Consider the following 22,188-nt stretch of genomic DNA (forward strand, 5'->3'; position numbering starts at 1 on the left):
CTCAGCGCTCCACCAGCGCGATGCGTGCGTTGTACCAGTTCATGAAGAAGCTGATGGACAGGCTGATGGTCAGGAACACCGCCATGATCAACGCGATCGCCTCGATTGCCTGCCCGGTCTGATTCAGCGTGGTGTTGGCGATCGACACTACGTCCTGGTAGCCGATCGCGACCGCAAGCGAAGAGTTCTTGGTCAGGTTGAGATACTGGCTCGTCATCGGCGGCACGATGACACGCAGCGCCTGCGGCAGGATGATCTGCCGCAGCATGAAGCTGCGGCGGAGACCCAGCGCATTGGCGGCGTCCCACTGCCCGCGCGGCACCGACTGGATGCCACTGCGCACGATCTCGGCGATGAAGGCCGACGTGTAGGTGACGAGCGCGATCAGCAGCGCGAAATATTCCGGGGCGAGCGTCAACCCGCCGACGAAATTGAAGCCGCGCAACGCCGGCCATTCGATCGTCCAGGGCACACGGAGCACCAACGAAAGGGCCGCCGGCAGCACGAGGATGAGCCCGAGCGCAAACGGCCAAGCCGGTCGCGGCTTGCCGTCGCGCATCTGCTGCACCACGAGTCGTCTCCTGACGAGATAGAACAGGGCACATCCGAGCACGGCGGTGCCGAGCACCCAAAGCTGCAACGGGCCAATCGGAATTGCCGGCAGGATCAGGCCGCGATTGGACAGGAATACGCCCTCGACCGGCCGCCACGCCGCGCGCGCGGCCGGCAGCGCCTGCATCAGCACGTACCAGAACAGGAGTTGAAGCAGCAGCGGGATGTCGCGGAGCGTCTCGACATAGACCGCGGCGAGGCGCGACAGCAGCCAGTTCGCGGACAGGCGCGAGATGCCGATCAGCGTGCCCAGGACCGTCGCGAGCACGATGCCGATGACGGCGACGCGCAAGGTGTTGCCGACACCGACGACGAAGGCCCAGAGGTAGCTGTCTCTCGGATTATAGGCGAGCAGGCTGTCGGCGATGGGCATGCCGGCCTCGCGGCCGAGAAAGGCAAAGCCGGTGGTGATGCGTCGGGCCGAGAGGTTGGTGACGGTGTTGGACCAGAGGAAGCCGATGACCGCGACCGCGATCCCGACCACCAGCACCTGCCAGAACAGGCCTTGCAGCTCGCGGGGTCCCCATGCGCCGAACAGGCGGCGGCGCGGCGGCGGTCTCGGAGTGTCCGTGGTCACAGCACAAAAATCCTTCTCAACGGCAATGATTTCCGGCGGCGCACGTCAACTGTTGCACCGATCTAAAATTCATGCAACAAATGTTTCATGGTCGAGCCCGCGAAATCCTCGCCGCTGAGCGAACTGCGCATTGCCTTGCCATCGCTCCCGATGCGGCTGCAGGAAGTTGGTCGCTTCGTCGCCGCCAACGACTACGACGCCACCACCCGTTCGATGCGCGACCTCGCGGCGGAAGCCGGCGCAGATCCCGCCGCGTTCACGCGCCTCGCCAAGGCGATCGGCTATTCAGGCTGGGACGAATTGCGCGCGGCCCTGACCGAGGCGCGGCGTCCGTCACAGACCTCGCCGTTCTCCGGCCGCGCCAGAAGCCGCAGGGCCGGCCCGAACGCCGATGTCACGCTCGTCACCGACAAGCTCGAGGCCGAGGCCGCCGGCCTTCCACGGATCCCGGCTCAGCCGATCGCGGAGGCGGCGCGGGCGCTGCATCAGGCCAAGCGGATCTGGATCGCGGGTTATCGGAGTTGCCGCAGCGTTGCGGAGCTCTTGAACTATGAGCTGCGGCTGTTCCGTCCCGAACAGGTGCAGATCGTCGGAACGTCCGGTCCCGACGATCTCGACCTCGGCGCTATCAGGCCCGGCGAAGCCGTCATCGTCATTGGCTTCCTGCCCTATACCCATGCGAGCGTCGGCGTCGCACAGGCCGCCTACCGCGCCGGCGCGACCCTGATCGCGATCGCGGACAGCCCGTCTGCACCGATGGCCGAGGGCGCCGACCACGTGCTGCTGTTCGAAGCGGCCTCCTCTCCCGGCTTCTTCCCGAGCCTCACCGGCGCGATCGCGATCGCGCAGTCGCTGGCTGCAGTGACGTTCTCGCTCGGCGGCGCCACCGCGAAGAAGCGCCTGGAGAATACCGAGGCGCAGCTCACTGCTGCCTCCATCTACGTCTCGGAGAAAGGTTGACCCATGGCCGCCCGCACCAGCCGCGTGCTGCACCGCTCGTTGCGCGAGACGCCGCCCAAGGCTATCGGCGGCGAAGGCGTCTATCTCTTTGCCGAAGATGGACGCCGTGTGCTCGACGCCTCCGGCGGCGCGGCCGTCTCGTGTCTCGGCCACCAGCACCCCCGCGTGATCGCCGCGATGGCGAAGCAAGCCTCGACGCTCGTCTATGCGCACACCGCGTTCTTCTCGTCCGAGCCCGCCGAAGCCCTTGCCGAGACGCTGGTCGGTCACGAGCCCGGCGGGCTCGCTTATGCGTACTTTGTCAGCGGCGGGTCCGAGGCGATCGAAGCCAGCATCAAGCTCTCGCGGCAGTATTTCATCGAACGCGGCGAGCCACAGCGGCAGCATTTCATCGCGCGGCGGCAGAGCTATCACGGCAACACGCTAGGTGCCCTCGCCGCCGGCGGCAACGCCTGGCGGCGCGCGCCCTACGCGCCGCTGCTCTCCGGCGCCTTCAGTCACGTGACACCGGCCTTCGCCTATCACGAGAAGCACGACGGCGAATCCGATGCTCAATTCGTGTCACGGCTGGCGGCCGAGCTCGAAGCCGAGTTTCAGCGGCTGGGTCCCGATACTGTGGCGGCGTTCCTGGCCGAGCCCGTCGTCGGCGCCACCGCGGGCGCGGTGACAGCCCCCGACGGCTACTTCAAGGCGGTGCGCGAGATCTGCGACCGCCACGGCGCGCTGCTGATCCTCGACGAGGTGATGTGTGGCATGGGCCGCACCGGCACCACGCACGCCTGGGAGCAGGAAGGCATCGCGCCCGACATCCAGGCCATCGCAAAGGGGCTCGGCGGCGGCTACCAGCCGATTGGCGCGATGCTCGCGAGCGGCAAGATCATCGACACCATCCGCGCCGGCACAGGCGCCTTTCAGCATGGCCACACTTATCTCGCACATCCCCTCGCCTGCGCGGCCGCGCTCGCAGTGCAGGACGTCATTCGCGAGGACGGCCTGCTCACGCAGGTCAAGGAGCGCGGCCGGCAGCTCGAGCAGCGGCTGACCGAGCGCTTCGGCAATCACCGCCACGTCGGTGATATCAGAGGCCGCGGCCTGTTCTGGGCGATCGAGCTGGTCGCCGATCGCGCCAGCCGCACCTCGTTCGATCCGGCGCTCAAGCTCAACCAGAAGATCAAGGCGGAGGCCTTCGCCCATGGCCTCGGCTGCTATCCCGGCGGCGGCACCGTAGATGGCGTGCGCGGCGACCACGTCTTGCTGGCGCCGCCCTATATCGCCTCCGCCGACGAGATCGACCTGATCGTCGACAGACTCGGCACGGCCGTTGACAACGTGTTGCGTAGTGTCAATCACTGAGGGGAGAGTAGCATGATGAGGAAAGTGGTTATCGCGGCGAGTGTGCTTGCTGCCTCGACGGTCGTCGCATCCGCCGCGACGCTCGACACGGTGAAGAGCCGCGGCACGCTGGTGTGCGGCGTCAGCGCCGGCTTTGCCGGCTTCTCCGCACCGGACTCGCAAGGCAATTACAAGGGCCTCGACGTCGATTATTGCCGCGCGCTCGCGGCCGGCGTGCTGGGCGATGCCAGCAAGGTACGTTACGTCTCTTTGACCGCGCAGAACCGCTTCACGGCCCTGCAATCGGGCGAGATCGACGTGCTCTACCGCAACTCGACGCAGACGTATCTGCGCGGCGTGACGCTCGGTCTGCGCCAGGGTCCGATCAACTTCTACGACGGCCAGGGTTTTGTCGTGAAGAAGGACCTCGGCGTGAAGGAGATCAAGGATCTCAAGGGCGCCACTGTCTGCGTCGCGCAGGGCACGACACACGAAGTTACGCTCGGTGATTACGGCCGCGCCAACGGCATCGACTGGAAGCCGCTGGTGTTCGACCGCGTCGACACCATGTACCAGACCTTCTTCGGCGGCCGCTGCGATGCCATGACCCAGGACGCCTCCGCGCTCGCCGGCGCCGTGACCACCGCGGCACCGAACCCGGCCGACTATGTCGTACTGCCGCAGACCATCAGCAAGGAGCCGCTCGGGCCCTTCACCCGCAATGGCGACGAGGTCTGGAGCGACATCATCACCTGGCTGCATTACGGCCTGATCGAGGCCGAGGAGCTCGGCGTCACGCAAGGCAATGTCGAGGAGATGACGAAGTCGCAGACGCCCGCGATCCAACGCCTGTTAGGGACCTCCGGCGATCTCGGCTCGCGGCTCGGGCTCGACAACAAATGGCTGGTGACTGCGATCAAGGCCACCGGCAATTACGGCGAGATCTATGAGCGCAATGTCGGCAAGGCGAGCCCGCTCAAGCTCGATCGCGGCCTTAACGGCCTCTGGAGCAAGGGCGGCTTGATGTACGCCGCGCCGTTCAAGTAAACGTCTTCTGTGTCCCGGACGCGCGGCAGCGTGCAACGCTGCTGCGCAGAGCCGGGACCCAGCGGCCACAATGGGCCCCGGCTCTGCAGCGCCATACTTCGCATTGCGCTGCGTCCGGGGCACGAGACCTGTCAGGTAGTCAGTTTCAATGACGACGCCCCCTCGCATCGCCCTGATCCACGCCCTCAAGCATTCCATCGCTCCGATCGAGGCGGCGTTTGCGAACGCCTGGCCCCACGCGCGGCTGATGAACCTGCTCGATGACAGCCTGTCGGCGGATCTCGCCCGCGACGGCGCGCTCAACGACGCCATGACCGAGCGCTTCCTGGCGCTCGGCGATTATGCTGCGGCGACAGGCGCGGATGGAATTCTGTTCACCTGCTCGGCTTTCGGCCCCTGCATCGAGGCCGTCGCACGCGCGCATGCGCCGATGCCGGTGCTGAAGCCGAACGAGGCCATGATCGAGCGCGCAGTGACGATGGGCAAGCGCATCGGCCTGCTCTCGACCTTCCCGCCGACGCTCGCTTCGATGCCGCCGGAGTTTCCCGCCTCGGTCCAGCTCGTGCCCAAGCTTGCCGAGGGCGCGCTGGCGGCGCTCGACCGCGGCGACCGCTCCACGCACGACCGGCTGATCGTCGAAGCGTCAAAGGACCTGCGCGATTGCGATGTGATCGCGCTGGCGCAGTTCAGCATCGCGGCGACGGCGCCGCTGGTCGCGGAGGCCACCGGCCGTCCCGTCGTGACCACGCCTGACAGCGCCGTCGACAAGCTGATGACGCTGTTGGGAGTGAAGGTTTAGCTACCTTTCGCTTTTCGTCGCCGCGCGTCCTTGATCGCGTTCGCGAGCGCGGCTTTCGTTTCGTTGACGAAATCCTCGACCAGATCTTCGCGCGTGGTATGGGCGGCCTCGCCGGTGAACAGGCCCTGCTCGGCCAGCATCACGACGCCATGCAGCGCCGCCCAGATCTTGAGCGCTTGCCGTTCGCGCAAATAGCCGACCGCAGGCACCTCCAGCGCCTCGATCACGAGCGCAAATGTCTCGCGCGTAGCCTCATGCAGCTCGCTGCCCTTGGTGGCGCATGACACGGTGCGGGACGCGAACATCAGGCGGTAGATGCCGTTCCGGCGCAATCCGAATTCGAGCATGGCCTGCGCCAGAAGCGACAGTTTCGATTGCTTTGACGGTTTCGCCATCGCCTCCCGAAAGATCGCGCTGAGCTGCCGGAATGCCTCGGCCGTCACCGCCGCGAGCAATGCCTCACGGTCGGCGAAATGCCGGTAAGGCGCCGGCTGCGACACGCCGAGCTGCTTCGCCAGCGCCTTGATGCTGATCGCCTCGGCGCCGCCCTGCTCCGCCTCCCGCAATGCGGCCTTGATCAGAGCATCGCGAAGATCGCCATGATGGTAGGTGTTCGCGGGCTTGCGGGCGAGTTGTGAGCGCATGTTGCGGTCGAGCCTACAAGTTTGCCCTTGACAGGGGAAGGCCGGCGCGAATGTAATAGCATATAACTTAAGACCTGTGGCAAATGCCGCAGATAAAATTGACATGAGGAACGCGCCGCCCCGTGGGCTCTGCGCGCACACGACCGAGGATGCCGCCATGACCGAGCGACTGAGGGTTCACGTCGATCCCGACAAATGCCAGGGCCACGCGCGCTGCAAAGCGCTCGCGCCGGAGCTTTTCGAGCTCGACGAGTTTGGCAACGCGCACGAGGCCGGCGACGGCACGGTCCCGCCCGGGCTCGAAGACAAGGCCTGGCTTGCCAAATCCAACTGCCCGGAAATCGCAATCGATGTGATCGAGGAGTAGCGCGGCCTCCGCCGCTCCCCGTCCTATCAGCGAACACGAGCCAAGGGATTCCCTGACATGTCCGACGTCAGCCAGCCTGTCGCCCATCCGCCCGTCACCGACTGGGTCAACGATTTCGATCACACCGATCCGCAGTGGACGGAAGACCCGTTCCCGATCTGGGATGAGCTGCGCGCCGCAAGCCCGGTCGTGCACACCGAGCGCTTCCTCGGCTGCTACATGCCGACGACATACGAAGCGGTGCGCGAGATCGCGAACGACACCGAGCATTTCTCCTCGCGCCGCATCATCGTGCGCGACGTGCGGCCCGAGCTCGCGAGGAACGCCGCGCCGCCGATCACCTCCGACCCGCCCGAGCACAAGCCGGCCAAGCAGCTCCTGTTGCCGCCGTTTACGCCGGACGCGATGAAGAAGCTGGAGCCGCGGATGCGCGCGATCTGCAACGAGCTGATCGACGGCTTCATTGCCGACGGCAAGGTCGACGCTGCCGCACGCTACGCCAAGTATATTCCGGTTCGGGCCATCGCTCACATGCTCGGCATCCCCGAGAGCGACAGCGATCTCTTCATCAACTGGATCCACATGATCCTGGAACTCGGCATCAAGGACGAGAGCAAGCTGCTCCAGGCCGTGCAGGAGATGAGCGCCTATTTCAGGACGCATATCGAGGAGCGCAAATCGAAGCCGACCGACGATCTGATCTCCTATCTGATGAATGCCAGAGACAAGGAAGGCCAGCCGCTGGAAGAGTCCCACGTGCTGGGCTCGCTGCGCCTGCTCCTGATCGCCGGCATCGACACCACCTGGAGCGCGATCGGCTCCTCGCTCTGGCATCTCGCGAAAACGCCGGCCGACCGTGAACGGCTGATCGCCGAGCCGGCCCTGATGCCGACAGCGGTGGAGGAACTGCTGCGCGCCTATTCGCCGGTGACCATGGCCCGCGAGGTGGTCAAGGACACCTCGGTCTCGGGCTGCCCGGTCAAGGCGGGCAACATGGTGCTGTTGTCCTTCCCGGCCGCCAATCGCGATCCCAAGATGTTTCCGGATGCTGACAAAGTCGTGATCGACCGCCGCGAAAATCGCCACGCCGCCTTCGGCCTCGGCATTCACCGCTGCGTCGGTTCCAATCTGGCCCGCATGGAGATGCAGGTTGCGCTGGAGGAATGGCTGAAGCGGATCCCTGATTTCAGCCTGGATCCGGCAAGCACGGTGACCTGGTCGCAGGGCACAGTGCGGGGCCCCCGCCAGTTGCCAATTGTGCTCGGAAAGGCGATGTAGGCCTCTCCAGACAGCGGAGAGGCCGGACGTGACAGAGCAAGCAACCCATCCGGCCTCTGATCACATAGACCTCGCGGACGCCAAGCGGCGGATCAAGGCGATCTTCATCGGATCGGTCGGCAATCTCGTCGAGTGGTACGACTTCTACGCCTACACGGCCTTCGCGCTCTATTTCGCCCCCGCCTTCTTCCCCGGCAACGACCCCGTCGTCCAGCAACTGAACGTCGCCGTCGTGTTCGCGGCGACCTTCCTGATGCGGCCCCTGGGAGGCTGGTTCTTCGGCTATCTCGCCGACCATTTCGGCCGACGCATCTCGCTGACCCTGTCGGTCGTCTTCATGTGCTTCGGCTCGCTGATCATCGCGCTGACGCCGACCTATGCCACGATCGGATTCGCCGCGCCGGTGATCCTGGCGCTCGCCCGCATCATCGAGGGCCTCAGCCTTGGCGGCGAATATGGCGCCAGCGCCACCTATCTCAGCGAGGTCGCCGATCCCAAGCATCGTGGCTTCTATTCCAGCTTCCAATACGTCACCTTGATCGGCGGCCAGCTCACCGCGATCATCGTGCTGCTGCTCCTGCAAAAGGTCTTCCTCACCCCGGAAGAGCTGAAAGCCTGGGGGTGGCGCATCCCGTTCGCAATCGGTGCGATGCTCGCGATCGTGGCTGCAGTGATGCGGCGTGGCTTGCACGAGACCGAAGCGTTCGAGGAAGCCAAGAAGGTGGTGAAGCCCACCGGCTCGATCACCAATCTGCTGCGCTATCCGCGCGAGCTACTGCTGGTGGTCGGCCTCACCGCGGGCGGCACCGCGGCGTTCTACACCTTCACCACCTACATGCAGACCTTCGTCAAGCTTTCGGTCGGCTTGACCGAGGACCAGACCACCCTGGTGATCTTCGGCACCTTGATCTTCGCGACCATCCTGCAGCCGATCTATGGCGCCATCTCCGACAAGATCGGACGCAAGCCGCTTCTGATCTTCTTCGGCGTCGCCGGCACGCTCGCGACCGTGCCGCTGTTGATGACGCTGAAAGAGACCAAATCGCCCTTCATCGCCTTCATCCTCATCTGCGCCGCCTGGCTGTTCGTCGCCGGCTACACGTCGATCAACGCGGTGGTGAAGGCGGAGCTGTTCCCGACCAATGTCCGCGCGCTCGGCGTCGGCCTGCCCTATGCGATCACGGTCTCGATCTTCGGTGGCACGGCGCCGGCGATCGCCCTCTATTTCAAGAGCATCGGGCACGAAGACTGGTTCTACTTCTATCTTAGCGGTATCATCTGTCTGTCGCTGATCATCTATTCCACCATGCGCGACACCAAGCACGCCTCCGCCATGCACCGCCACGAGTAGCCCATGTCCGACGACAAAGAGCCGCCCGACAGCAAGCTGACCCGCACCAAGGAGAAATGGGCACGCGAGGGCCGTTTTCTCACCGGCAAGATCACGCGGCCGGAAGACCAACGGCTTCCGCCCGGCCAGCACCTCACCAAGGACTGGCCTGTGCTCGATCTCGGGGTCGTGCCGCCGATCTCCCGCGAGCGCTGGCGGCTCGACGTCTACGGCGCGGTCGAGACCCCGGTGTTCTGGACCTTTGCCGAATTCACCGCGCAGAAGCAGGCCCGCTTCACCTCCGACATCCACTGCGTGACGACCTGGTCGCGTTACGACAACGTATGGGACGGCCTTGCCACGCGCGAGCTGCTGGCGGCCTGCCAGCCGCGCGAGGATGCGCGCTTCGTCACGCTGCATTCCTATGACGGCTACACCACCAACCTCGCGCTGGAGGACTTTGCCGCCGAGGATGCGCTGCTCGCCCACAGCTGGTCCGGCCAGCCGCTGACGGAAGAGCACGGCGGCCCGGTGCGCTTGGTCGTGCCACATCTTTATTTCTGGAAGAGCGCCAAATGGCTCCAGGCCATCGAATTCCTGACCGAGGATGCGCCCGGCTTCTGGGAAGTTCGCGGTTACCATAACCGCGGCGATCCCTGGGCCGAGCAACGTTATTCAAGCGATTAGAATTCAAGCAGGAAACGGGGGAAGCCCATGCCAACGGAGCGCTTTCAGTTCACCGGCGAAGGCGGCCATCAGCTTGCGGCCGCGCTGGAAATGCCGGACGGCGAGCCCGCGGCCTACGCGCTGTTCGCGCACTGCTTCACCTGTGGCAAGGACACGCTGGCGGCCAAGCGCATTGCGGTTGCGCTTGCCGCCAAGGGCATCGCGGTGCTGCGCTTCGACTTCACCGGGCTCGGCTCCAGCGAGGGCGATTTTGCCAATTCGACATTCTCCTCCAACGTCGCCGATCTCGTGCGCGCTGCCGATCATCTGCGCAGCGTCCGCAAGGCGCCGTCGATCCTGATCGGGCACAGCCTCGGCGGCGCCGCGATCCTTGCTGCCGCGGGAAAGATCCCGGAAGCCCGAACCGTCGTCACCATCGCCGCGCCCTCCGATCCCGCTCACGTCACCGGCCTGTTCAAGGAGCATCTCGACAATATCCGCACGCAGGGCGAGGTCGAGGTCTCGCTTGCGGGACGGCCCTTCCGGATCAAGCGCGAATTCATCGAGGACATCGCCGAGCACGAGCTGATGGCTGACATCTCCGGCCTGCACAAGGCGCTGCTGGTGATGCACTCGCCTGTCGACGACACCGTCGGCATCGACAATGCGACGAAGATCTTCGTAGCCGCCAAGCACCCCAAGAGCTTCGTCTCGCTCGATCATGCCGATCATCTGCTGACCAAGCCGGCCGATGCGCTCTACACGGCCGACCTGATCGCGGCCTGGGCGAGCCGCTACATCGACACCGCCAAACCTGCGAAGTCGATGGACCTTCCCGAAGCGCCGCGGCAGGTGGTGGTGCAGGAGACCCGCAAGAGCAAGTTCAACCAGATGATCACCGTCGGTCCGCATCGGCTCGTCGCGGACGAGCCGATCGCTGCCGGTGGCGAGGACGCCGGCCCCGGGCCCTACGATTTCCTGCTCGCCGGCCTCGGGGCCTGCACCTCCATGACCATGCGCCTCTATGCCGACCGCAAGTCGCTACCGCTCGACCGCGTCACCGTCACGCTGAAGCACTCCAAGATCTACGCCAAGGACTGCGCGGAATGCGAGACGCGCGAGGGCATGCTCGACCAGATCGAACGCGACATCACGATCGACGGCGCACTCGATGCCGAGCAGCGCAGGAAGCTGATGGAGATCGCCGACAAGTGCCCGGTGCACCGGACACTCACGTCCGAGATCCGCATCGTGACCAGGGCCGTGGAGGTAGCGAGACCGAGCTAGAAGCACGACGCCATCGTCCGCAACGCCGCGCTGATCTCGCTCTCGCGCCATGCCGCAAAGCCGAGCAGCAGACCGTGATCGCGCGGCTTTCCGAGCGACAGGCTGGACACGGCTCGCGTCACGACGCCTGCCTCGGCCAGCCGCCTGACCGCCGCCTGATCACCACGACCGCGCTTGAGGCGCGCGACGAGCTGGATGCCTCCCGAGGGAACCTCCACCGAGAATATCTCGCCGAGAAGGCGCTCCAATTCCCCGACGAGATGATCGCGGCGCGCGTGATAGAGCCGCCGCATCCGGCGCAAATGAGCCAGGAAATGGCCATCGGCAATGAACTCGGCCAGCGCTTCCTGAACATGACTTGATGCGATCAGCCCGATATGCCGCTGTGCGATCTCGAACGTGTTGACCAGCGCCGGCGGCACGACGAGATAACCGAGCCGGATATCTGACGTCATCGCCTTCGAGAACGTCCCGACATAGAACACGCGGCCATGGGCGTCCAAGCCCTGCAAGGCCGGCACCGGCCGGCTGTCATAGTGAAACTCGCCGTCGTAGTCGTCCTCGACGATCCAGGTCTTGCCTGGCCGGCTTGCCCGGAGAAACTCGGTGCGGCGCGCCAGCGACATCAACCGCCCGGTCGGGTGCTGATGCGACGGCGTCATGAAGATGAGTTTTGGCGCGGTCAGTCCGGGCATCCGCTGCATCCCCTGCTCGTCCAGCCTCATGCCCGTCACGCGCGCGCCGGACGCACGGAACGCGGCCGCCGCGCCGGGATAGCCGGGGTCCTCAACCCAAACGTCGTCGCCGGGCGTGATGAGCGCGGCCGCGATCAAGGTCAGCGCGGCCTGTGCGCTGGGCAGGATCAGGATCTGACCCTCCGTGGCACGAACGCCGCGGCTGGTTGCGAGATAGTGCGCCAGCACCTCGCAGAGGCGCGTGCGGTTGACCGGACCGAGCTCGCGCCTCGCCGCATGCACCGCGCTGCGACGCAGGCAGCGCGCCCAGATTTCATTCGGAAACTCCCTTGCATCGCCATGCCCCGGACGCAGCGGCTTGAGCGGCGCCTGATACGACATCGGCCAGTCAGTCTGCTTGAGCTTCGAGGCCCAGGGTGAGAGATGCGGCTTTGCAGGACGCGCGCCGGATACGTCCGCTCCCACGCCGTCACCGGGCGCGCCGCCGTCGGCCGTCACCACCGGGCGGCGGCCGTGCGATGCCGCGAGATATCCCTCGGCCGCGAGCTGCTCGAAGGCATAGGTGACGGTGTTGCGCGAGACGCCGAGATCGTCCGCGAGCCGGCGGCTCGACGGCAGTGCGTGGCCTTTGCCGAGGTGGCCGGTCGCGATCAGGTTTCGGAGCTGGCCAGTCAACTGCGCTACCAGCCCGGCGTCGTCGGCCCGCTTCAGCTCGATCAGGGCCGAGATCATGCTATCCGAAACTGGCACTGTATTCCTTTCCAATCTGGCACTTTTTCAAGTACCAGTCGGGATGCTATCCGGCGGCCTGGACTGCTTCAAGGATTTTGCGATGAACGCCCTCTCCCCTCGCGCGGCCATCGGCCTGTTCCTGATCGTCGTGCTGGCCTGGGGGGTAAATTGGTCGGTAACGAAGCAGCTCGTGCAATTCCTTCCCCCGCTCTGGACCTCGGCGATCCGGAGCTGGATCGCGCTGGGCGGCCTGTTCGTGATCCTCGGCCTCAGCAACAATCTGGTCATTCCCGAGCGGCGCGACATACCCGTGGTGCTGAGCGTCGCGCTGCTGCACATGACGATATTCTCGGTCCTGGTCGCGGCCGGCGTGCGCTTCCTGCCCGCGAGCAAGGCCATCGTGCTCGGCTACACCACGCCGCTCTGGGTCGCGATCGCCGCGCCGCTGGTCGGGAAGGAGACGCTGACTGCACCAAAGCTTGCCGGCGCCCTGCTCGGGCTGGTCGGGCTTGCCGTGATCCTGAACCCCACCTCGATCGATTGGACCAACACCAACGTCGTGCTTGGCGCCGGCATGGTCATTCTGGCCGCGATCTCCTGGGCGGCGAACATCATCTATATCCGCGCGCATCGCTGGATCGCCTCGCCGCTGCAGCTTCTGATCTGGCAGGTGCTCGTTGCGACGATCGTGCTGACGGGGTCGGCGGTGGTTACGGACGGCGCCCCCCATGCGGAATGGTCGTGGAAACTCGTCCTGCTGCTCCTGTATTCCGGCCTGATCGGGACGGCGCTGGCCTATTGGGCGATGTCGATGGTCAACAAGAGCATCTCGGCCCTGACGACGGCGCTCGGCACCACGGGAACGCCGCTCGTCGGCATTGCCAGCGCGGCGATCCTGCTCGGTGAGCCCATCGAGGTGAGTCTCGCCGTCGCGGCCGGACTGATCGTCAGCGGCATCGGTCTTGCGACCTTGGGCGACCGGCTCCTGCGAAGTCAGGCCACAGCGAGAGGCTGAACCCGTAGTGCACCGCGCAGGCCTGCCGTCGTGCCGAGCAGAATACCGGCAAGCGCGACGAACGAGCCCAGCGCGAGTGTCGACATGCCCGTGAGGCCCTGTCCGATCGAGCAGCCGAATGCCATCACGCCGCCGATCCCCATCAGCGCGGCACCGCCGCCCGAGCGCAGCATGTGGCGCGGCGAGGAATAGCCTTCGAGCTTGAAGCGGCCCGTGGCGAGTGCGGTGAGCAGGCTGCCGGCGAAGACGCCGGCAACCGTCGCGATGCCGAAGTTCGGCGTCAAGCCGGTCGAGAGCATGGCGTATTGCAGGGCATCCGCGATAGGCGCGATGAAGGTGAGCGAGGTCACCGGAACCGGATTGAAGTCGTCGGCGCCGAGATAACCGGTGACGAACCAGCCGGCAGCGACGAGGAGGCCGACGATGATTCCCGCCGCGATTTGGCCCGGCGAGCGACGGAACACCGGGTGGGCAAAGGCGAACAGGGTCAACGCGACGACGATGACGGCCGCCGCCAGCGCGCGCGCGAGAGGTTCGGCGAGACCGAGCGTCGCCAGCAATGACGGCAGCGAGTTCGCCTTGACCGTCGTTTGCGAAGCCTGGACCAACGCGATGCGCGCCGGCGCGATCAGGCCCTTGAGCGTCATCTGCGCGGCGATGGCGAGCACGGTCACGACGACGAAGGAGCGGAGATTGCCGCGGCCGAGCAGCACCAGCGCGCGCGAGCCGCAACCGTTCGACAGCACCATGCCGTAACCGAACAGCAGGCCGCCGAGGAACAGCACCGGCACCGAGAATGACTGCTGCAGATAGATCGTCTTGCCGAGGTCGACCATGCCGCTGCCGGCGAGAAATTGGCTCGCGGCGATCGCAATCGCGATCGCCAGCGCATAGGTCCGCACCAGCCGCCCGTCTCCCTCGACCAGCCAGCCGCGCATGCTGCTCATCAGGCAGAAGCCGCTGAGCAGGCCGACGGCGCCATAGATCAAGCCAATGACGAGGCCTGCCAGGATGACGAATTGTACGGACGATTCCATGATTATGGCTTGAGGATCACGCGATCCCGCGAAGAGCCGGCGACAGCGACATAGGCCGCCTTGGCACTCTCGAGCGGATAAACGGCATTCGCCTTGATCGGGAACGGCTTCAGCTGGCCGCTCGCAAAGCCCGGACCGAGGTCGCGCAGCACCGCGCCTGTTGCGGTCGAGGACAGGCCGAGCGTATCGATCCCGACATAGGTGTGCTGTCCCCGGTAGAATTCGAGGATGTTGAACTGCACGATACGGTCGATCGCGGCAATCAGGATCTGGCGGCCACGCAAGGCGAGCGACTTGTGCGCGGCCTGGAAATAGGGATCTCCGACCGTGTTGAAGACGACGTCGGCGCCCTTGCCGCCGGTCACTTCGCGCACGCGCGCGGCAACGTCCGTCGCGGAGGCGTCGATCACCTCGATCGGCGCGTTGCTGTGGCCTTCGTAGGCCTCCGCTTTGCGCACCACGCCGATGACGCTTGCGCCCTGCCATGTCGCGATCTGCACCGCGGCCTGGCCGACCTTGCCGTTGACGCCGAACACCAGCACGGTGTCGCCGGTCTTCGGCAAGCCTGCACGGCGAAAGCCTTCCATCGCGGTGACGAAGGGCACGCCGATCCCGGCAGCCTCCTCCCACGACACCGTCTTCGGCTTCTCCACCACAGCATCGGCCTCGACCACGAGATGGCTGGCATGGGTGCCGTCGCGGCGGATGCCGAGATCGCCGGAGGAGCCGAACACCTCGCGGCCAACCGTGCCGGCCGGTCCGTCGATGACGACGCCGGCATAATCGCGGCCCGGGGTGCGGGGGAACACGGCATAGGGCATCAGCCCGGTCGCGGCCTTCACGTCGGAAGGGTTGACGGCCGCAGCCTTCACCTCGATCAGGAGATCGTTCGGACTGCGTGTCAGCGTGTGGCGCTCGACCACCGGCGCAAGCGCGGCGGCGTTCTCGGCCTTGGCATTGAGGCGTACGCAGCGCACTTCGACGGATTTGGCATCAGCTGGCGACATGAAAAGACCCGCGATTTCTCGCGGCCTTGTCGCCTCTGGGGCCGGTCAAGTCAATCCGTCAACTCGGTCCTTCAAGTCAGTCCTTGGGCCGCTTGTCGTACAGCCGCTTGGCCTTGCCGAGCGAGCGCTCCAGCGTGTCAGGGGGCACGATCTGAACCTTGGAGCTGATCCCGATGGTGTTCTTGACATGGGTCGAGATCCGGTCGGCGTGGTCGACGAGCCCCCTTCCGTCCCAGCTTTCCGGCCGCGCCTCGGCGATGATGGTCAGCTCGTCCATGCGGCCTTCGCGGGTCAGCTCCAGGATGAAGTGGCCGCCGCACCAGTCGGTCGCGAGCAGTACCTCCTCGATCTGGGTCGGGAACAGGTTGACCCCGCGCAGGATGATCATGTCGTCCGAGCGCCCCGTCACCTTCTCCATGCGCCGCATGCCCGGCCGTGCTGTGCCCGGCAACAGCCGCGTCAGGTCGCGGGTGCGATAGCGGATTACCGGGAAGGCTTCCTTGGTCAGCGAGGTGAAGACCAGCTCGCCCTTCTCACCATCAGGCAGCACCGCGCCGGTCTCGGGGTCAATCACCTCGGGGTAGAAGTGATCTTCCCAGATGTGCAGGCCGTCCTTGGTCTCGATGCATTCCTGGGCGACGCCGGGACCGATCACCTCCGACAGGCCGTAGATGTCGGTCGCGTCCATGTCGAAGGCGTCCTCGATTTCGCCGCGCATCGCATTGGTCCAGGGCTCGGCGCCGAAGATGCCGACCTTGAGCGAGCACTGGCGCGGATCGAGCCGCTGGCGCTTGAACTCGTCGAGGATCGCCAGCATGTAGCTCGGCGTCACCGTGATGATATCGGGCCGGAAGTCGTTGATGAGCTGAACCTGCCGCTCGGTCATGCCGCCGGAGATCGGCACCACGGTGCAGCCAAGCTTTTCGGCGCCGTAATGCACGCCAAGTCCGCCGGTGAAGAGACCATAGCCATAGGCGTTGTGGATGATCATGCCGGTGCGGCCGCCGGCGGCGCGGATCGAGCGAGCCATCACATCGGACCAGGTGTCGATGTCGCGCTGCGTGTAGCCGACCACAATCGGCTTTCCGGTCGTGCCGGAGGAGGCATGCACGCGCACCAGCTTTTCGCGCGGCACGGCGAACATGTTGAAGGGATAGTTGTCGCGCAGGTCCGTCTTCACCGTGAACGGAAATTTCGCAAGATCAGGCAAGTCGCGAAAATCGGACGGATGCACACCGGCCTTGTCGAACGCTTTGCGATAATGCGCGACATTGTCATAGGCGTGCTTCAGCGACCAGGCCAGCCGCTGCTTCTGCAGCGCCATGATCTCGTCGCGCGAGGCGCGCTCATGCGAGTCCATCTCGGCGCTATAAGTGCGGCCGCCTTCCTTGAGCCTTGTCAGAGCCATGCTCGTTTCCCCACATTGGTTCGTTCTTTTTATTTGGTCTTATTGATCTTGCGCCGGCAGCCACGTGCCGGGAATGACGCGCGAGTGTCCGCGGAACTCCGCGATGACGGTGTCGCCCGAAGTGACACGCACGTCGTAGATGCCGGAGCGGCCGCCGCGGGTGATCTCCCGCGCCGCCGCAACGAGTCGATCGCCGAGCCTGCCGGGCTTGATGAAGGTGACCTGCCCTTGCGCTGCGACCACGCGCTCGTTGTGCGAGTTGCACGCAAAGGCGAAGGCTGAATCGGCGAGCGTGAAGATGAAGCCGCCATGGGCTATGCGCTGGCCGTTGACCATGTCCGGCCGCACTGTCATCGCCAGCGTCGCGTAGCCGGGGCCAATCTCGATGATCTCCATACCGAGGCCCTTGGAGGCATCATCCTCGGCCCACATTGCGTCGGCGCAGGCGCGGGCGATGTCCTCAGGCGACAGGGCGGCTTTGACGTTCACGCGCTTCTCCCGGCCAATTGTTTACCCATGATGTTCTGCTGGTTGGCCAAAACTGTCAAATAATGCGACGCATTTGCATCGTCAGGCCCTGATACGCCCGATCAGACATGGTCATAATCGACCACGACGCGCTCCGAGGACGGCTTGGCCTGGCAGGTCAGGACGAAGCCCGCCTTCAGCTCCCACGGCTCCAGCGAATAGTTGATGTCCATCGGCGCCTCGCCTTCGACCAGCTTGGCGCGGCAGGTCGAGCACATGCCGCCCTTGCAGGCGAACGGCAGATCGACGCCGGCACGCAGCGCGGCATCGAGGATCGCCTCGTCCTCGGCCACGGGCACGTCACGGCGCTTGCCGTCGATGATCAGCGAGGCGATCGCTTTCGGCGGCGCGTCGGGCGCAACGGCCTTCTTCGGCCGCGGCTTGCCGCCGAACTCGGAGACGAAGCGCTCGACATGGATGCGGTCTTCCGCGATGCCGAGCCTGCGGCAGGTCGTCTCGATGTCCTCGCTCATGCCGAGGGGACCGCAGATGTAGACATGATCGACGCTTCCCGCCGGCACCAGCGAGCGCAGCAGCACCCCCACCTTGTCGCCGTCGAGCCGGCCATGCAGGATCGGGATGTCCTGGTCCTCGCCGGAGATGACGTGGAAGATCGAGAGGCGATCGATGAAGCGGTCCTTGAGCTCCTCGAGCGCTTCGAGGAACATGATGTTGTCGGTGGTGCGGTTGCCGTAGAACAGGAAGAAGCGGCTCTCCCGCTCGCGAGCGAGCACGCCCTTCACGATCGACAGGATCGGCGTGATGCCGGAGCCCGCGGCAAAGCCGACATGGATGCGCGCGCGATCTGCCGGCGGAACCGCGCCGAAGCGGCCCGTCGGCGTCATCACGTCGAGTTCGTCGCCGCATTTGAGGTCTTCCGCCGCCCAATTCGAAAACGCGCCACCGTCGACCTTCTTCACCGCGATGCGGATCTCGCCGTCCTCAGGGCCGGAACAGATCGAATAGGAGCGGCGCACCTCCTCGCCGTCCAGCGTGGTGCGGAGCGTGAGGTACTGGCCGGGCGTGAAGGCGTAGTCGCGCGCGAGTTCGCCGGGAATGGCGAAGGTCATCGAGACGGCGTCGGCCGCCTCGCGGCGAAGATCGTTGACGGCCAGGCGATGGAAGCGGGGTGCGGCTGCTGACATGGTCAATGACACTTGAAATAATCGAAGGGTTCGCGGCAGGACTTGCAGCGCCACAGCGCCTTGCAGGAGGTCGAGCCGAATTCGGAGAGCAGCTCGGTGTTTTCCGAGCCGCATTGCGGGCACGCCACGGCCTGCGCGCCGAACAGGGCGCGGCGTGAGCTGGAGGCCTGCGGCGGCGCGATACCGTAGGCGCGCAGCTTTTGCCGGCCCTCCTCGCTCATCCAGTCGGTGGTCCAGGCTGGCGACAGCACGGTGCGGACCTTTGGGCGGTGAAAACCGGCGCGCTCCAGCGCCAGCTCGATCTCGAGCGCGATCATGTTCATCGCCGGACAGCCGGAATAGGTCGGCGTGATCGCGACCTCGACATGGTCGCCGGCCACGGCAACGTCACGGAGCACGCCGAGATCGGCGATGGTCAAGACCGGGATCTCCGGGTCGACCACGCTCGCCGCGGCATCCCAGGCGCGCTGACGCAGTTCGTTGTCGCGATCGAGCACCGTCACCATGTCAGCCCCGGGAAGGTGCGCTGCATCGATTGCAGCTCGGACAGAAGATGGCCGAGATGCTCGCTGTGTCGACCCGCGCGGCCGCCCTGCTGCATCCAGTCGTTTTGCGGCAGGATCAGCGTGGCCTCGTGTGCGACATCGGACAACGTCTGCAGCCAGCGACCGCGCAAGGGCCCGGGATCGACGGCGATGCCGGCATGGATCAGCGCGCGCTCGCCGTCATCGACGGCAAACATCTCGCCGGTGAAGGCCCAGAGGTGATCGATCGCCGCTTGCGCACGGGCATGACTCTCATCGGTACCGTCGCCGAGCCGGATGAGCCATTCCGAGGCGTGGCGCAGATGATAGGCGCTCTCCTTCTCCGACTTGGCGGCAATCGCGGCCAGCGTCGTGTCGCGCGAAGCCATCATCGCGCGCCAGTAGATGTCGGCGAAGGCGGAATAGAAGAACTGCCGCACCAGCGTCTGCGCAAAGTCGCCATTGGGCTGTTCGACCAGCAGCAGATTGCGGTACTGCCTGACGTCGCGCAGATAGGCGAGCTTGTCCTCGTCGTTATCCCGGCCTTCGGCCTTGGCGGCATAGCCATAGAGCTCGCGCGCCTGACCGATCAAATCGAGCGCGATGTTGGAGAGCGCCATGTCCTCTTCCAGCATCGGGGCATGCCCGCACCATTCCGACAGCCGGTGGCCGAGGATCAGCGCATCGTCGGCACGGCGCAGGGTGTAGAGCACCAGCGGTGTTTCGGAGACCTCGATGTTGGCGGTCGCCATCACATGTGCCCCACTTCCTCGGGCACCTCGTAGAACGTCGGATGCCGGTAGATCTTCGATTCCGCCGGCTCGAACATCATGCCCTTCTCGGCGGGATCGCTCGCGGTGATCGCGCTCGACGGCACCACCCAGATCGACAGGCCTTCGCCGCGGCGGGTGTAGATGTCGCGGGCGGCTTGCAGCGCCATGGTGGCGTCGCTCGCATGCAGCGATCCCACGTGCTTGTGCGCGAGCCCGTTGCGGCTGCGAATGAAGACTTCCCACAGCGGCGTGTTCGGCGTGGACATAACGATCTCCCCTATTCGGCGGCTTGCGCGGTCCGACGTTGCGCGCGCTTGGCGGCATAGGCAGCCGCCGCCTCGCGCACCCAGGCGCCCTCCGCGTGCGCCTTGCGGCGCGCCGCCATGCGATCGCGGTTGCACGGGCCGTTGCCGGCGAGCACCTGCTTGAATTCGGTCCAGTCGATTTCGCTGTAGCGCCAATGCCCGTCGGCATCCTGTGTCATGCCCGGATCGGGAATGGTGAGGCCGAGATATTGCGCCTGCGGCACGGTGGCATCGACGAACTTCTGGCGCAGCTCGTCATTGGAGAAGCGCTTGATCTTCCATTTCGTGGAGGTGTCGCTGTGCTGGCTGGTGGCATCGGGCGGGCCGAACATCATCAGCACCGGCCACCACCATCGATCTAGCGCATCCTGCGCCATCGCCTTCTGCTCGTCCGAGCCGCGGCACAGCGTCAGCATGATCTCATAGCCCTGGCGCTGGTGGAACGACTCCTCCTTGCAGACCCGGATCATCGCGCGCGCATAGGGACCATAGGAGCAACGGCACAGTGGAATCTGGTTCATGATCGCCGCGCCGTCGACCAGCCAGCCGATGGTGCCGATGTCGGCCCAGGTCAGCGTCGGATAGTTGAAGATCGAGGAATATTTGGCCTTGCCGGCGAGCATGGCGTCGACCAGCTCTTCGCGAGAGCTGCCGAGCGTTTCGGCGGCGGCATACAGATAGAGCCCGTGGCCGCACTCGTCCTGCACCTTGGCGAGCAACGCGGCCTTGCGGCGCAAGGTCGGCGCGCGCGTGATCCAGTTGCCTTCGGGCAGCATGCCGACGATCTCGGAATGGGCATGCTGGGAGATCTGTCGGGTCAGCGTCTTGCGATAGGCCGCCGGCATCCAGTCGTTCGGCTCGATGCGCTCCTCGGCATCGATACGCGCCTGGAACTGCGCAGCCTTGGCGGCGTCCTCCAGACCGCGGTCGTCGGTCTCGGCCGTGTTCAGCGCCTGGGTATACATGCGCATCCTCCCGATTTATTGGGAGGCAATATATAACAAAAATGACTTCATGCAAGATATTTCTGTAACATAAAGATCAGGCGCCGAACCTCCGTTCCAGCAGCTTTCGCGCGGGCGGCAACGGCCCCTTTTCGTTGCTTGCATGATCGTCGAGCCATTGCTCGGATGGAGCGAGCAGCGCGCGATAGATTTCGCCGCAGAGCTCACGGGCCGCCCTGCCCGGCCAGTCCGCCGGCAACAGGCTTTCAGGCAGCAGCGGATCGCGCAGCACGACGCGACGGTAGTGGTGGATCAGGAGGATGCGCGCGGTGAAGGCGTCGGCCTCGGACAGATCCCTGCCGCGCCCAATCGCGGCGCGCAGCGGCTCGAACGTCTTCATGAACTTGAGATAGGCATCCGCAGTGCGCTGCAGCGGCCAACTCGCGCTGAGCAGGCGACGGCCGCTGTCATCCTCGGCGGAGACTTCGAGACGGATCGCACCCGCAGCTTCATCCGGCACCGGCACACCTGATGGCGCGACCCAGACGCCCGGCAGCGGACTGCCGAAGCCGGCATTGCGCAGCGCCTCGCGCGAGGCGTCGCGGTCCTCGCCATTGCCGATCAGGAGCAGCTCGAATCGTCCGGTCCAGTCCGACGGCGGCGGATCGTAGATGTGGCGCGTCGCGGCCTCGAAGGTTTGGCGCCCCTTGTCGGCCAGCCGATAGAAGCTGTTGCGGCCGACCTTCTCGCGCGTCAGCCAGCCATCGGCAGCAAGACGCGACATCGCGGTGCGAACGACGCCGCTGTCGATGTCCAGACTCTCGAAGAACTCCAGCAGCGTGCCGAGCCACACCACACCGCCGCGCGGCACGATGGCGTCGCCGAACACGGTGATGACGATGGAGCCGGTACGCGAGGGTTCGCGCTTGAGCTGGTCGATGATGCGGGAGAGCGGATGCGCCATGTGAGAGGCATAGCGCGTTTGGTGCGGGCGCGACAATGGATGGAAGCGACGGCTCTTGCTGCTCCCTCTCCCCGTTCTTACGGGGAGAGGGTTGGGGTGAGGGGCTGTATCCGCAAGCTCAGTGACAGATGGACTCGCGGAGACTCCCCCTCACCCGGAATTTGCTGATCGCAAATTCCGGCCTCTCCCCGCGTGCGGGGAGAGGCGAAGAA

The 22,188-nt window shown here is 65.5% G+C and carries 23 protein-coding genes; 10 read left to right on the plus strand and 13 right to left on the minus strand.

Translation table 11 applies throughout. The features are described 5' to 3' along the window. Position 1: 1 nt before the first annotated feature. The gene (locus tag TSA1_RS26945; protein WP_100178987.1) at positions 2-1,189 is read right to left on the minus strand and encodes an amino acid ABC transporter permease; all 1,188 of its coding nucleotides are present in this window, start codon (positions 1,187-1,189) and stop codon (positions 2-4) included. A gap of 87 nt (positions 1,190-1,276) precedes the next feature. Between TSA1_RS26945 and TSA1_RS26950 the strand changes: the two genes are divergently transcribed. The 4 genes from TSA1_RS26950 (at position 1,277) to TSA1_RS26965 (ending at position 5,327) form a co-directional block, all read left to right on the plus strand. Then, entirely contained in the window at positions 1,277-2,149 is an 873-nt protein-coding gene (locus TSA1_RS26950; protein WP_100178988.1) for a MurR/RpiR family transcriptional regulator, read from the plus strand. A 3-nt stretch (positions 2,150-2,152) separates the two neighbouring features. After that, the gene (locus TSA1_RS26955; RefSeq protein WP_100178989.1) at positions 2,153-3,502 is read left to right on the plus strand and encodes an aspartate aminotransferase family protein; all 1,350 of its coding nucleotides are present in this window, start codon (positions 2,153-2,155) and stop codon (positions 3,500-3,502) included. 12 nt (positions 3,503-3,514) lie between these two features. Next, positions 3,515-4,528, plus strand: a complete 1,014-nt coding sequence (locus TSA1_RS26960) for an amino acid ABC transporter substrate-binding protein (protein WP_100178990.1) — start codon at positions 3,515-3,517, stop codon at positions 4,526-4,528. 148 nt (positions 4,529-4,676) lie between these two features. Continuing rightward, positions 4,677-5,327: an aspartate/glutamate racemase family protein gene (locus TSA1_RS26965; protein ID WP_100178991.1), complete on the plus strand. Its 651-nt coding sequence runs from the start codon at positions 4,677-4,679 to the stop codon at positions 5,325-5,327. Here TSA1_RS26965 and TSA1_RS26970 read toward each other — a convergent pair. Next, the gene (locus TSA1_RS26970) at positions 5,324-5,971 is read right to left on the minus strand and encodes a TetR/AcrR family transcriptional regulator (protein WP_100178992.1); all 648 of its coding nucleotides are present in this window, start codon (positions 5,969-5,971) and stop codon (positions 5,324-5,326) included. The genes TSA1_RS26965 and TSA1_RS26970 overlap by 4 nt on opposite strands. Positions 5,972-6,128: 157 nt before the next feature. On the opposite strand from TSA1_RS26970, the gene TSA1_RS26975 reads away from it, so the two are divergent. From TSA1_RS26975 to TSA1_RS26995, 5 genes are read left to right on the plus strand one after another with little or no spacing between them, the layout of a single operon-like run. Then, entirely contained in the window at positions 6,129-6,338 is a 210-nt protein-coding gene (locus tag TSA1_RS26975) for a ferredoxin (protein WP_100181354.1), read from the plus strand. A 57-nt stretch (positions 6,339-6,395) separates the two neighbouring features. After that, positions 6,396-7,616 (plus strand): cytochrome P450, encoded by a 1,221-nt coding sequence (locus TSA1_RS26980; protein WP_100178993.1) that lies wholly within the window; start codon positions 6,396-6,398, stop codon positions 7,614-7,616. Between the two features lie 28 nt (positions 7,617-7,644). Beyond that, positions 7,645-8,967 carry an MFS transporter gene (locus tag TSA1_RS26985; RefSeq protein WP_100178994.1) on the plus strand — a complete coding sequence of 441 codons (1,323 nt, stop codon included), beginning with the start codon at positions 7,645-7,647 and terminating at the stop codon, positions 8,965-8,967. Between the two features lie 3 nt (positions 8,968-8,970). Further along, complete coding sequence (locus TSA1_RS26990; RefSeq protein ID WP_100178995.1) at positions 8,971-9,633, plus strand: sulfite oxidase-like oxidoreductase; 663 nt, start codon at positions 8,971-8,973, stop codon at positions 9,631-9,633. 27 nt (positions 9,634-9,660) lie between these two features. After that, the gene (locus tag TSA1_RS26995; protein ID WP_100178996.1) at positions 9,661-10,899 is read left to right on the plus strand and encodes a bifunctional alpha/beta hydrolase/OsmC family protein; all 1,239 of its coding nucleotides are present in this window, start codon (positions 9,661-9,663) and stop codon (positions 10,897-10,899) included. On the opposite strand, the gene pdxR is transcribed toward TSA1_RS26995, so the two are convergent. After that, on the minus strand, positions 10,896-12,326 hold the full coding sequence (pdxR, locus tag TSA1_RS27000) for a MocR-like pyridoxine biosynthesis transcription factor PdxR (protein WP_174719340.1): 1,431 nt from the start codon (positions 12,324-12,326) through the stop codon (positions 10,896-10,898). The genes TSA1_RS26995 and pdxR overlap by 4 nt on opposite strands. 100 nt (positions 12,327-12,426) lie before the next feature. Here pdxR and TSA1_RS27005 point away from each other — a divergent pair, with 100 nt between their 5' ends. Beyond that, positions 12,427-13,341 carry a DMT family transporter gene (locus tag TSA1_RS27005; RefSeq protein WP_100181355.1) on the plus strand — a complete coding sequence of 305 codons (915 nt, stop codon included), beginning with the start codon at positions 12,427-12,429 and terminating at the stop codon, positions 13,339-13,341. Here TSA1_RS27005 and TSA1_RS27010 read toward each other — a convergent pair. From TSA1_RS27010 to paaX, 10 genes are all read right to left on the minus strand, one after another. Beyond that, positions 13,320-14,378, minus strand: coding sequence for a YeeE/YedE family protein (locus tag TSA1_RS27010; RefSeq protein ID WP_174719092.1), 1,059 nt, complete (start codon positions 14,376-14,378; stop codon positions 13,320-13,322). The genes TSA1_RS27005 and TSA1_RS27010 overlap by 22 nt on opposite strands. A gap of 2 nt (positions 14,379-14,380) precedes the next feature. Next, on the minus strand, positions 14,381-15,385 hold the full coding sequence (locus TSA1_RS27015; protein ID WP_100178998.1) for a quinone oxidoreductase family protein: 1,005 nt from the start codon (positions 15,383-15,385) through the stop codon (positions 14,381-14,383). 76 nt (positions 15,386-15,461) lie between these two features. Continuing rightward, positions 15,462-16,793 carry a phenylacetate--CoA ligase PaaK gene (paaK, locus tag TSA1_RS27020; protein WP_100178999.1) on the minus strand — a complete coding sequence of 444 codons (1,332 nt, stop codon included), beginning with the start codon at positions 16,791-16,793 and terminating at the stop codon, positions 15,462-15,464. Positions 16,794-16,832: 39 nt separating this feature from the next. After that, positions 16,833-17,282, minus strand: coding sequence for a hydroxyphenylacetyl-CoA thioesterase PaaI (gene paaI / locus TSA1_RS27025; protein WP_100179000.1), 450 nt, complete (start codon positions 17,280-17,282; stop codon positions 16,833-16,835). 101 nt (positions 17,283-17,383) lie between these two features. Next, complete coding sequence (gene paaE / locus TSA1_RS27030) at positions 17,384-18,466, minus strand: 1,2-phenylacetyl-CoA epoxidase subunit PaaE (protein ID WP_174719093.1); 1,083 nt, start codon at positions 18,464-18,466, stop codon at positions 17,384-17,386. A gap of 2 nt (positions 18,467-18,468) precedes the next feature. Beyond that, entirely contained in the window at positions 18,469-18,972 is a 504-nt protein-coding gene (paaD, locus tag TSA1_RS27035; RefSeq protein ID WP_100179002.1) for a 1,2-phenylacetyl-CoA epoxidase subunit PaaD, read from the minus strand. Beyond that, entirely contained in the window at positions 18,966-19,742 is a 777-nt protein-coding gene (paaC, locus tag TSA1_RS27040) for a 1,2-phenylacetyl-CoA epoxidase subunit PaaC (RefSeq protein WP_174719094.1), read from the minus strand. The genes paaD and paaC overlap by 7 nt, the downstream gene beginning before the upstream one ends. Next, positions 19,742-20,029: a 1,2-phenylacetyl-CoA epoxidase subunit PaaB gene (gene paaB / locus TSA1_RS27045; protein WP_100179004.1), complete on the minus strand. Its 288-nt coding sequence runs from the start codon at positions 20,027-20,029 to the stop codon at positions 19,742-19,744. The genes paaC and paaB overlap by 1 nt, the downstream gene beginning before the upstream one ends. Positions 20,030-20,040: 11 nt before the next feature. Further along, positions 20,041-21,033, minus strand: a complete 993-nt coding sequence (paaA, locus tag TSA1_RS27050) for a 1,2-phenylacetyl-CoA epoxidase subunit PaaA (RefSeq protein WP_174719095.1) — start codon at positions 21,031-21,033, stop codon at positions 20,041-20,043. Between the two features lie 76 nt (positions 21,034-21,109). Beyond that, positions 21,110-21,976, minus strand: a complete 867-nt coding sequence (gene paaX, locus TSA1_RS27055; RefSeq protein ID WP_100179006.1) for a phenylacetic acid degradation operon negative regulatory protein PaaX — start codon at positions 21,974-21,976, stop codon at positions 21,110-21,112. Between the last annotated feature and the right edge of the window lie 212 nt (positions 21,977-22,188).

It is taken from the genome of Bradyrhizobium nitroreducens (assembly GCF_002776695.1).
Taxonomy (GTDB): domain Bacteria; phylum Pseudomonadota; class Alphaproteobacteria; order Rhizobiales; family Xanthobacteraceae; genus Bradyrhizobium; species Bradyrhizobium nitroreducens.

Coding starts and splice junctions, on each gene's coding strand:
- TSA1_RS26950 (WP_100178988.1), top strand. CDS start 1,277: ATGGTCGAGCCCGCGAAATCCTCGCCGCTGAGCGAACTGCGCATTGCC.
- TSA1_RS26955 (WP_100178989.1), top strand. CDS start 2,153: ATGGCCGCCCGCACCAGCCGCGTGCTGCACCGCTCGTTGCGCGAGACG.
- TSA1_RS26960 (WP_100178990.1), top strand. CDS start 3,515: ATGATGAGGAAAGTGGTTATCGCGGCGAGTGTGCTTGCTGCCTCGACG.
- TSA1_RS26965 (WP_100178991.1), top strand. CDS start 4,677: ATGACGACGCCCCCTCGCATCGCCCTGATCCACGCCCTCAAGCATTCC.
- TSA1_RS26970 (WP_100178992.1), bottom strand. CDS start 5,971: ATGCGCTCACAACTCGCCCGCAAGCCCGCGAACACCTACCATCATGGC.
- TSA1_RS26975 (WP_100181354.1), top strand. CDS start 6,129: ATGACCGAGCGACTGAGGGTTCACGTCGATCCCGACAAATGCCAGGGC.
- TSA1_RS26980 (WP_100178993.1), top strand. CDS start 6,396: ATGTCCGACGTCAGCCAGCCTGTCGCCCATCCGCCCGTCACCGACTGG.
- TSA1_RS26990 (WP_100178995.1), top strand. CDS start 8,971: ATGTCCGACGACAAAGAGCCGCCCGACAGCAAGCTGACCCGCACCAAG.
- TSA1_RS26995 (WP_100178996.1), top strand. CDS start 9,661: ATGCCAACGGAGCGCTTTCAGTTCACCGGCGAAGGCGGCCATCAGCTT.
- pdxR (WP_174719340.1), bottom strand. CDS start 12,326: ATGATCTCGGCCCTGATCGAGCTGAAGCGGGCCGACGACGCCGGGCTG.
- TSA1_RS27005 (WP_100181355.1), top strand. CDS start 12,427: ATGAACGCCCTCTCCCCTCGCGCGGCCATCGGCCTGTTCCTGATCGTC.
- TSA1_RS27010 (WP_174719092.1), bottom strand. CDS start 14,378: ATGGAATCGTCCGTACAATTCGTCATCCTGGCAGGCCTCGTCATTGGC.
- TSA1_RS27015 (WP_100178998.1), bottom strand. CDS start 15,385: ATGTCGCCAGCTGATGCCAAATCCGTCGAAGTGCGCTGCGTACGCCTC.
- paaK (WP_100178999.1), bottom strand. CDS start 16,793: ATGGCTCTGACAAGGCTCAAGGAAGGCGGCCGCACTTATAGCGCCGAG.
- paaE (WP_174719093.1), bottom strand. CDS start 18,466: ATGTCAGCAGCCGCACCCCGCTTCCATCGCCTGGCCGTCAACGATCTT.
- paaD (WP_100179002.1), bottom strand. CDS start 18,972: ATGGTGACGGTGCTCGATCGCGACAACGAACTGCGTCAGCGCGCCTGG.
- paaC (WP_174719094.1), bottom strand. CDS start 19,742: ATGGCGACCGCCAACATCGAGGTCTCCGAAACACCGCTGGTGCTCTAC.
- paaB (WP_100179004.1), bottom strand. CDS start 20,029: ATGTCCACGCCGAACACGCCGCTGTGGGAAGTCTTCATTCGCAGCCGC.
- paaA (WP_174719095.1), bottom strand. CDS start 21,033: ATGTATACCCAGGCGCTGAACACGGCCGAGACCGACGACCGCGGTCTG.
- paaX (WP_100179006.1), bottom strand. CDS start 21,976: ATGGCGCATCCGCTCTCCCGCATCATCGACCAGCTCAAGCGCGAACCC.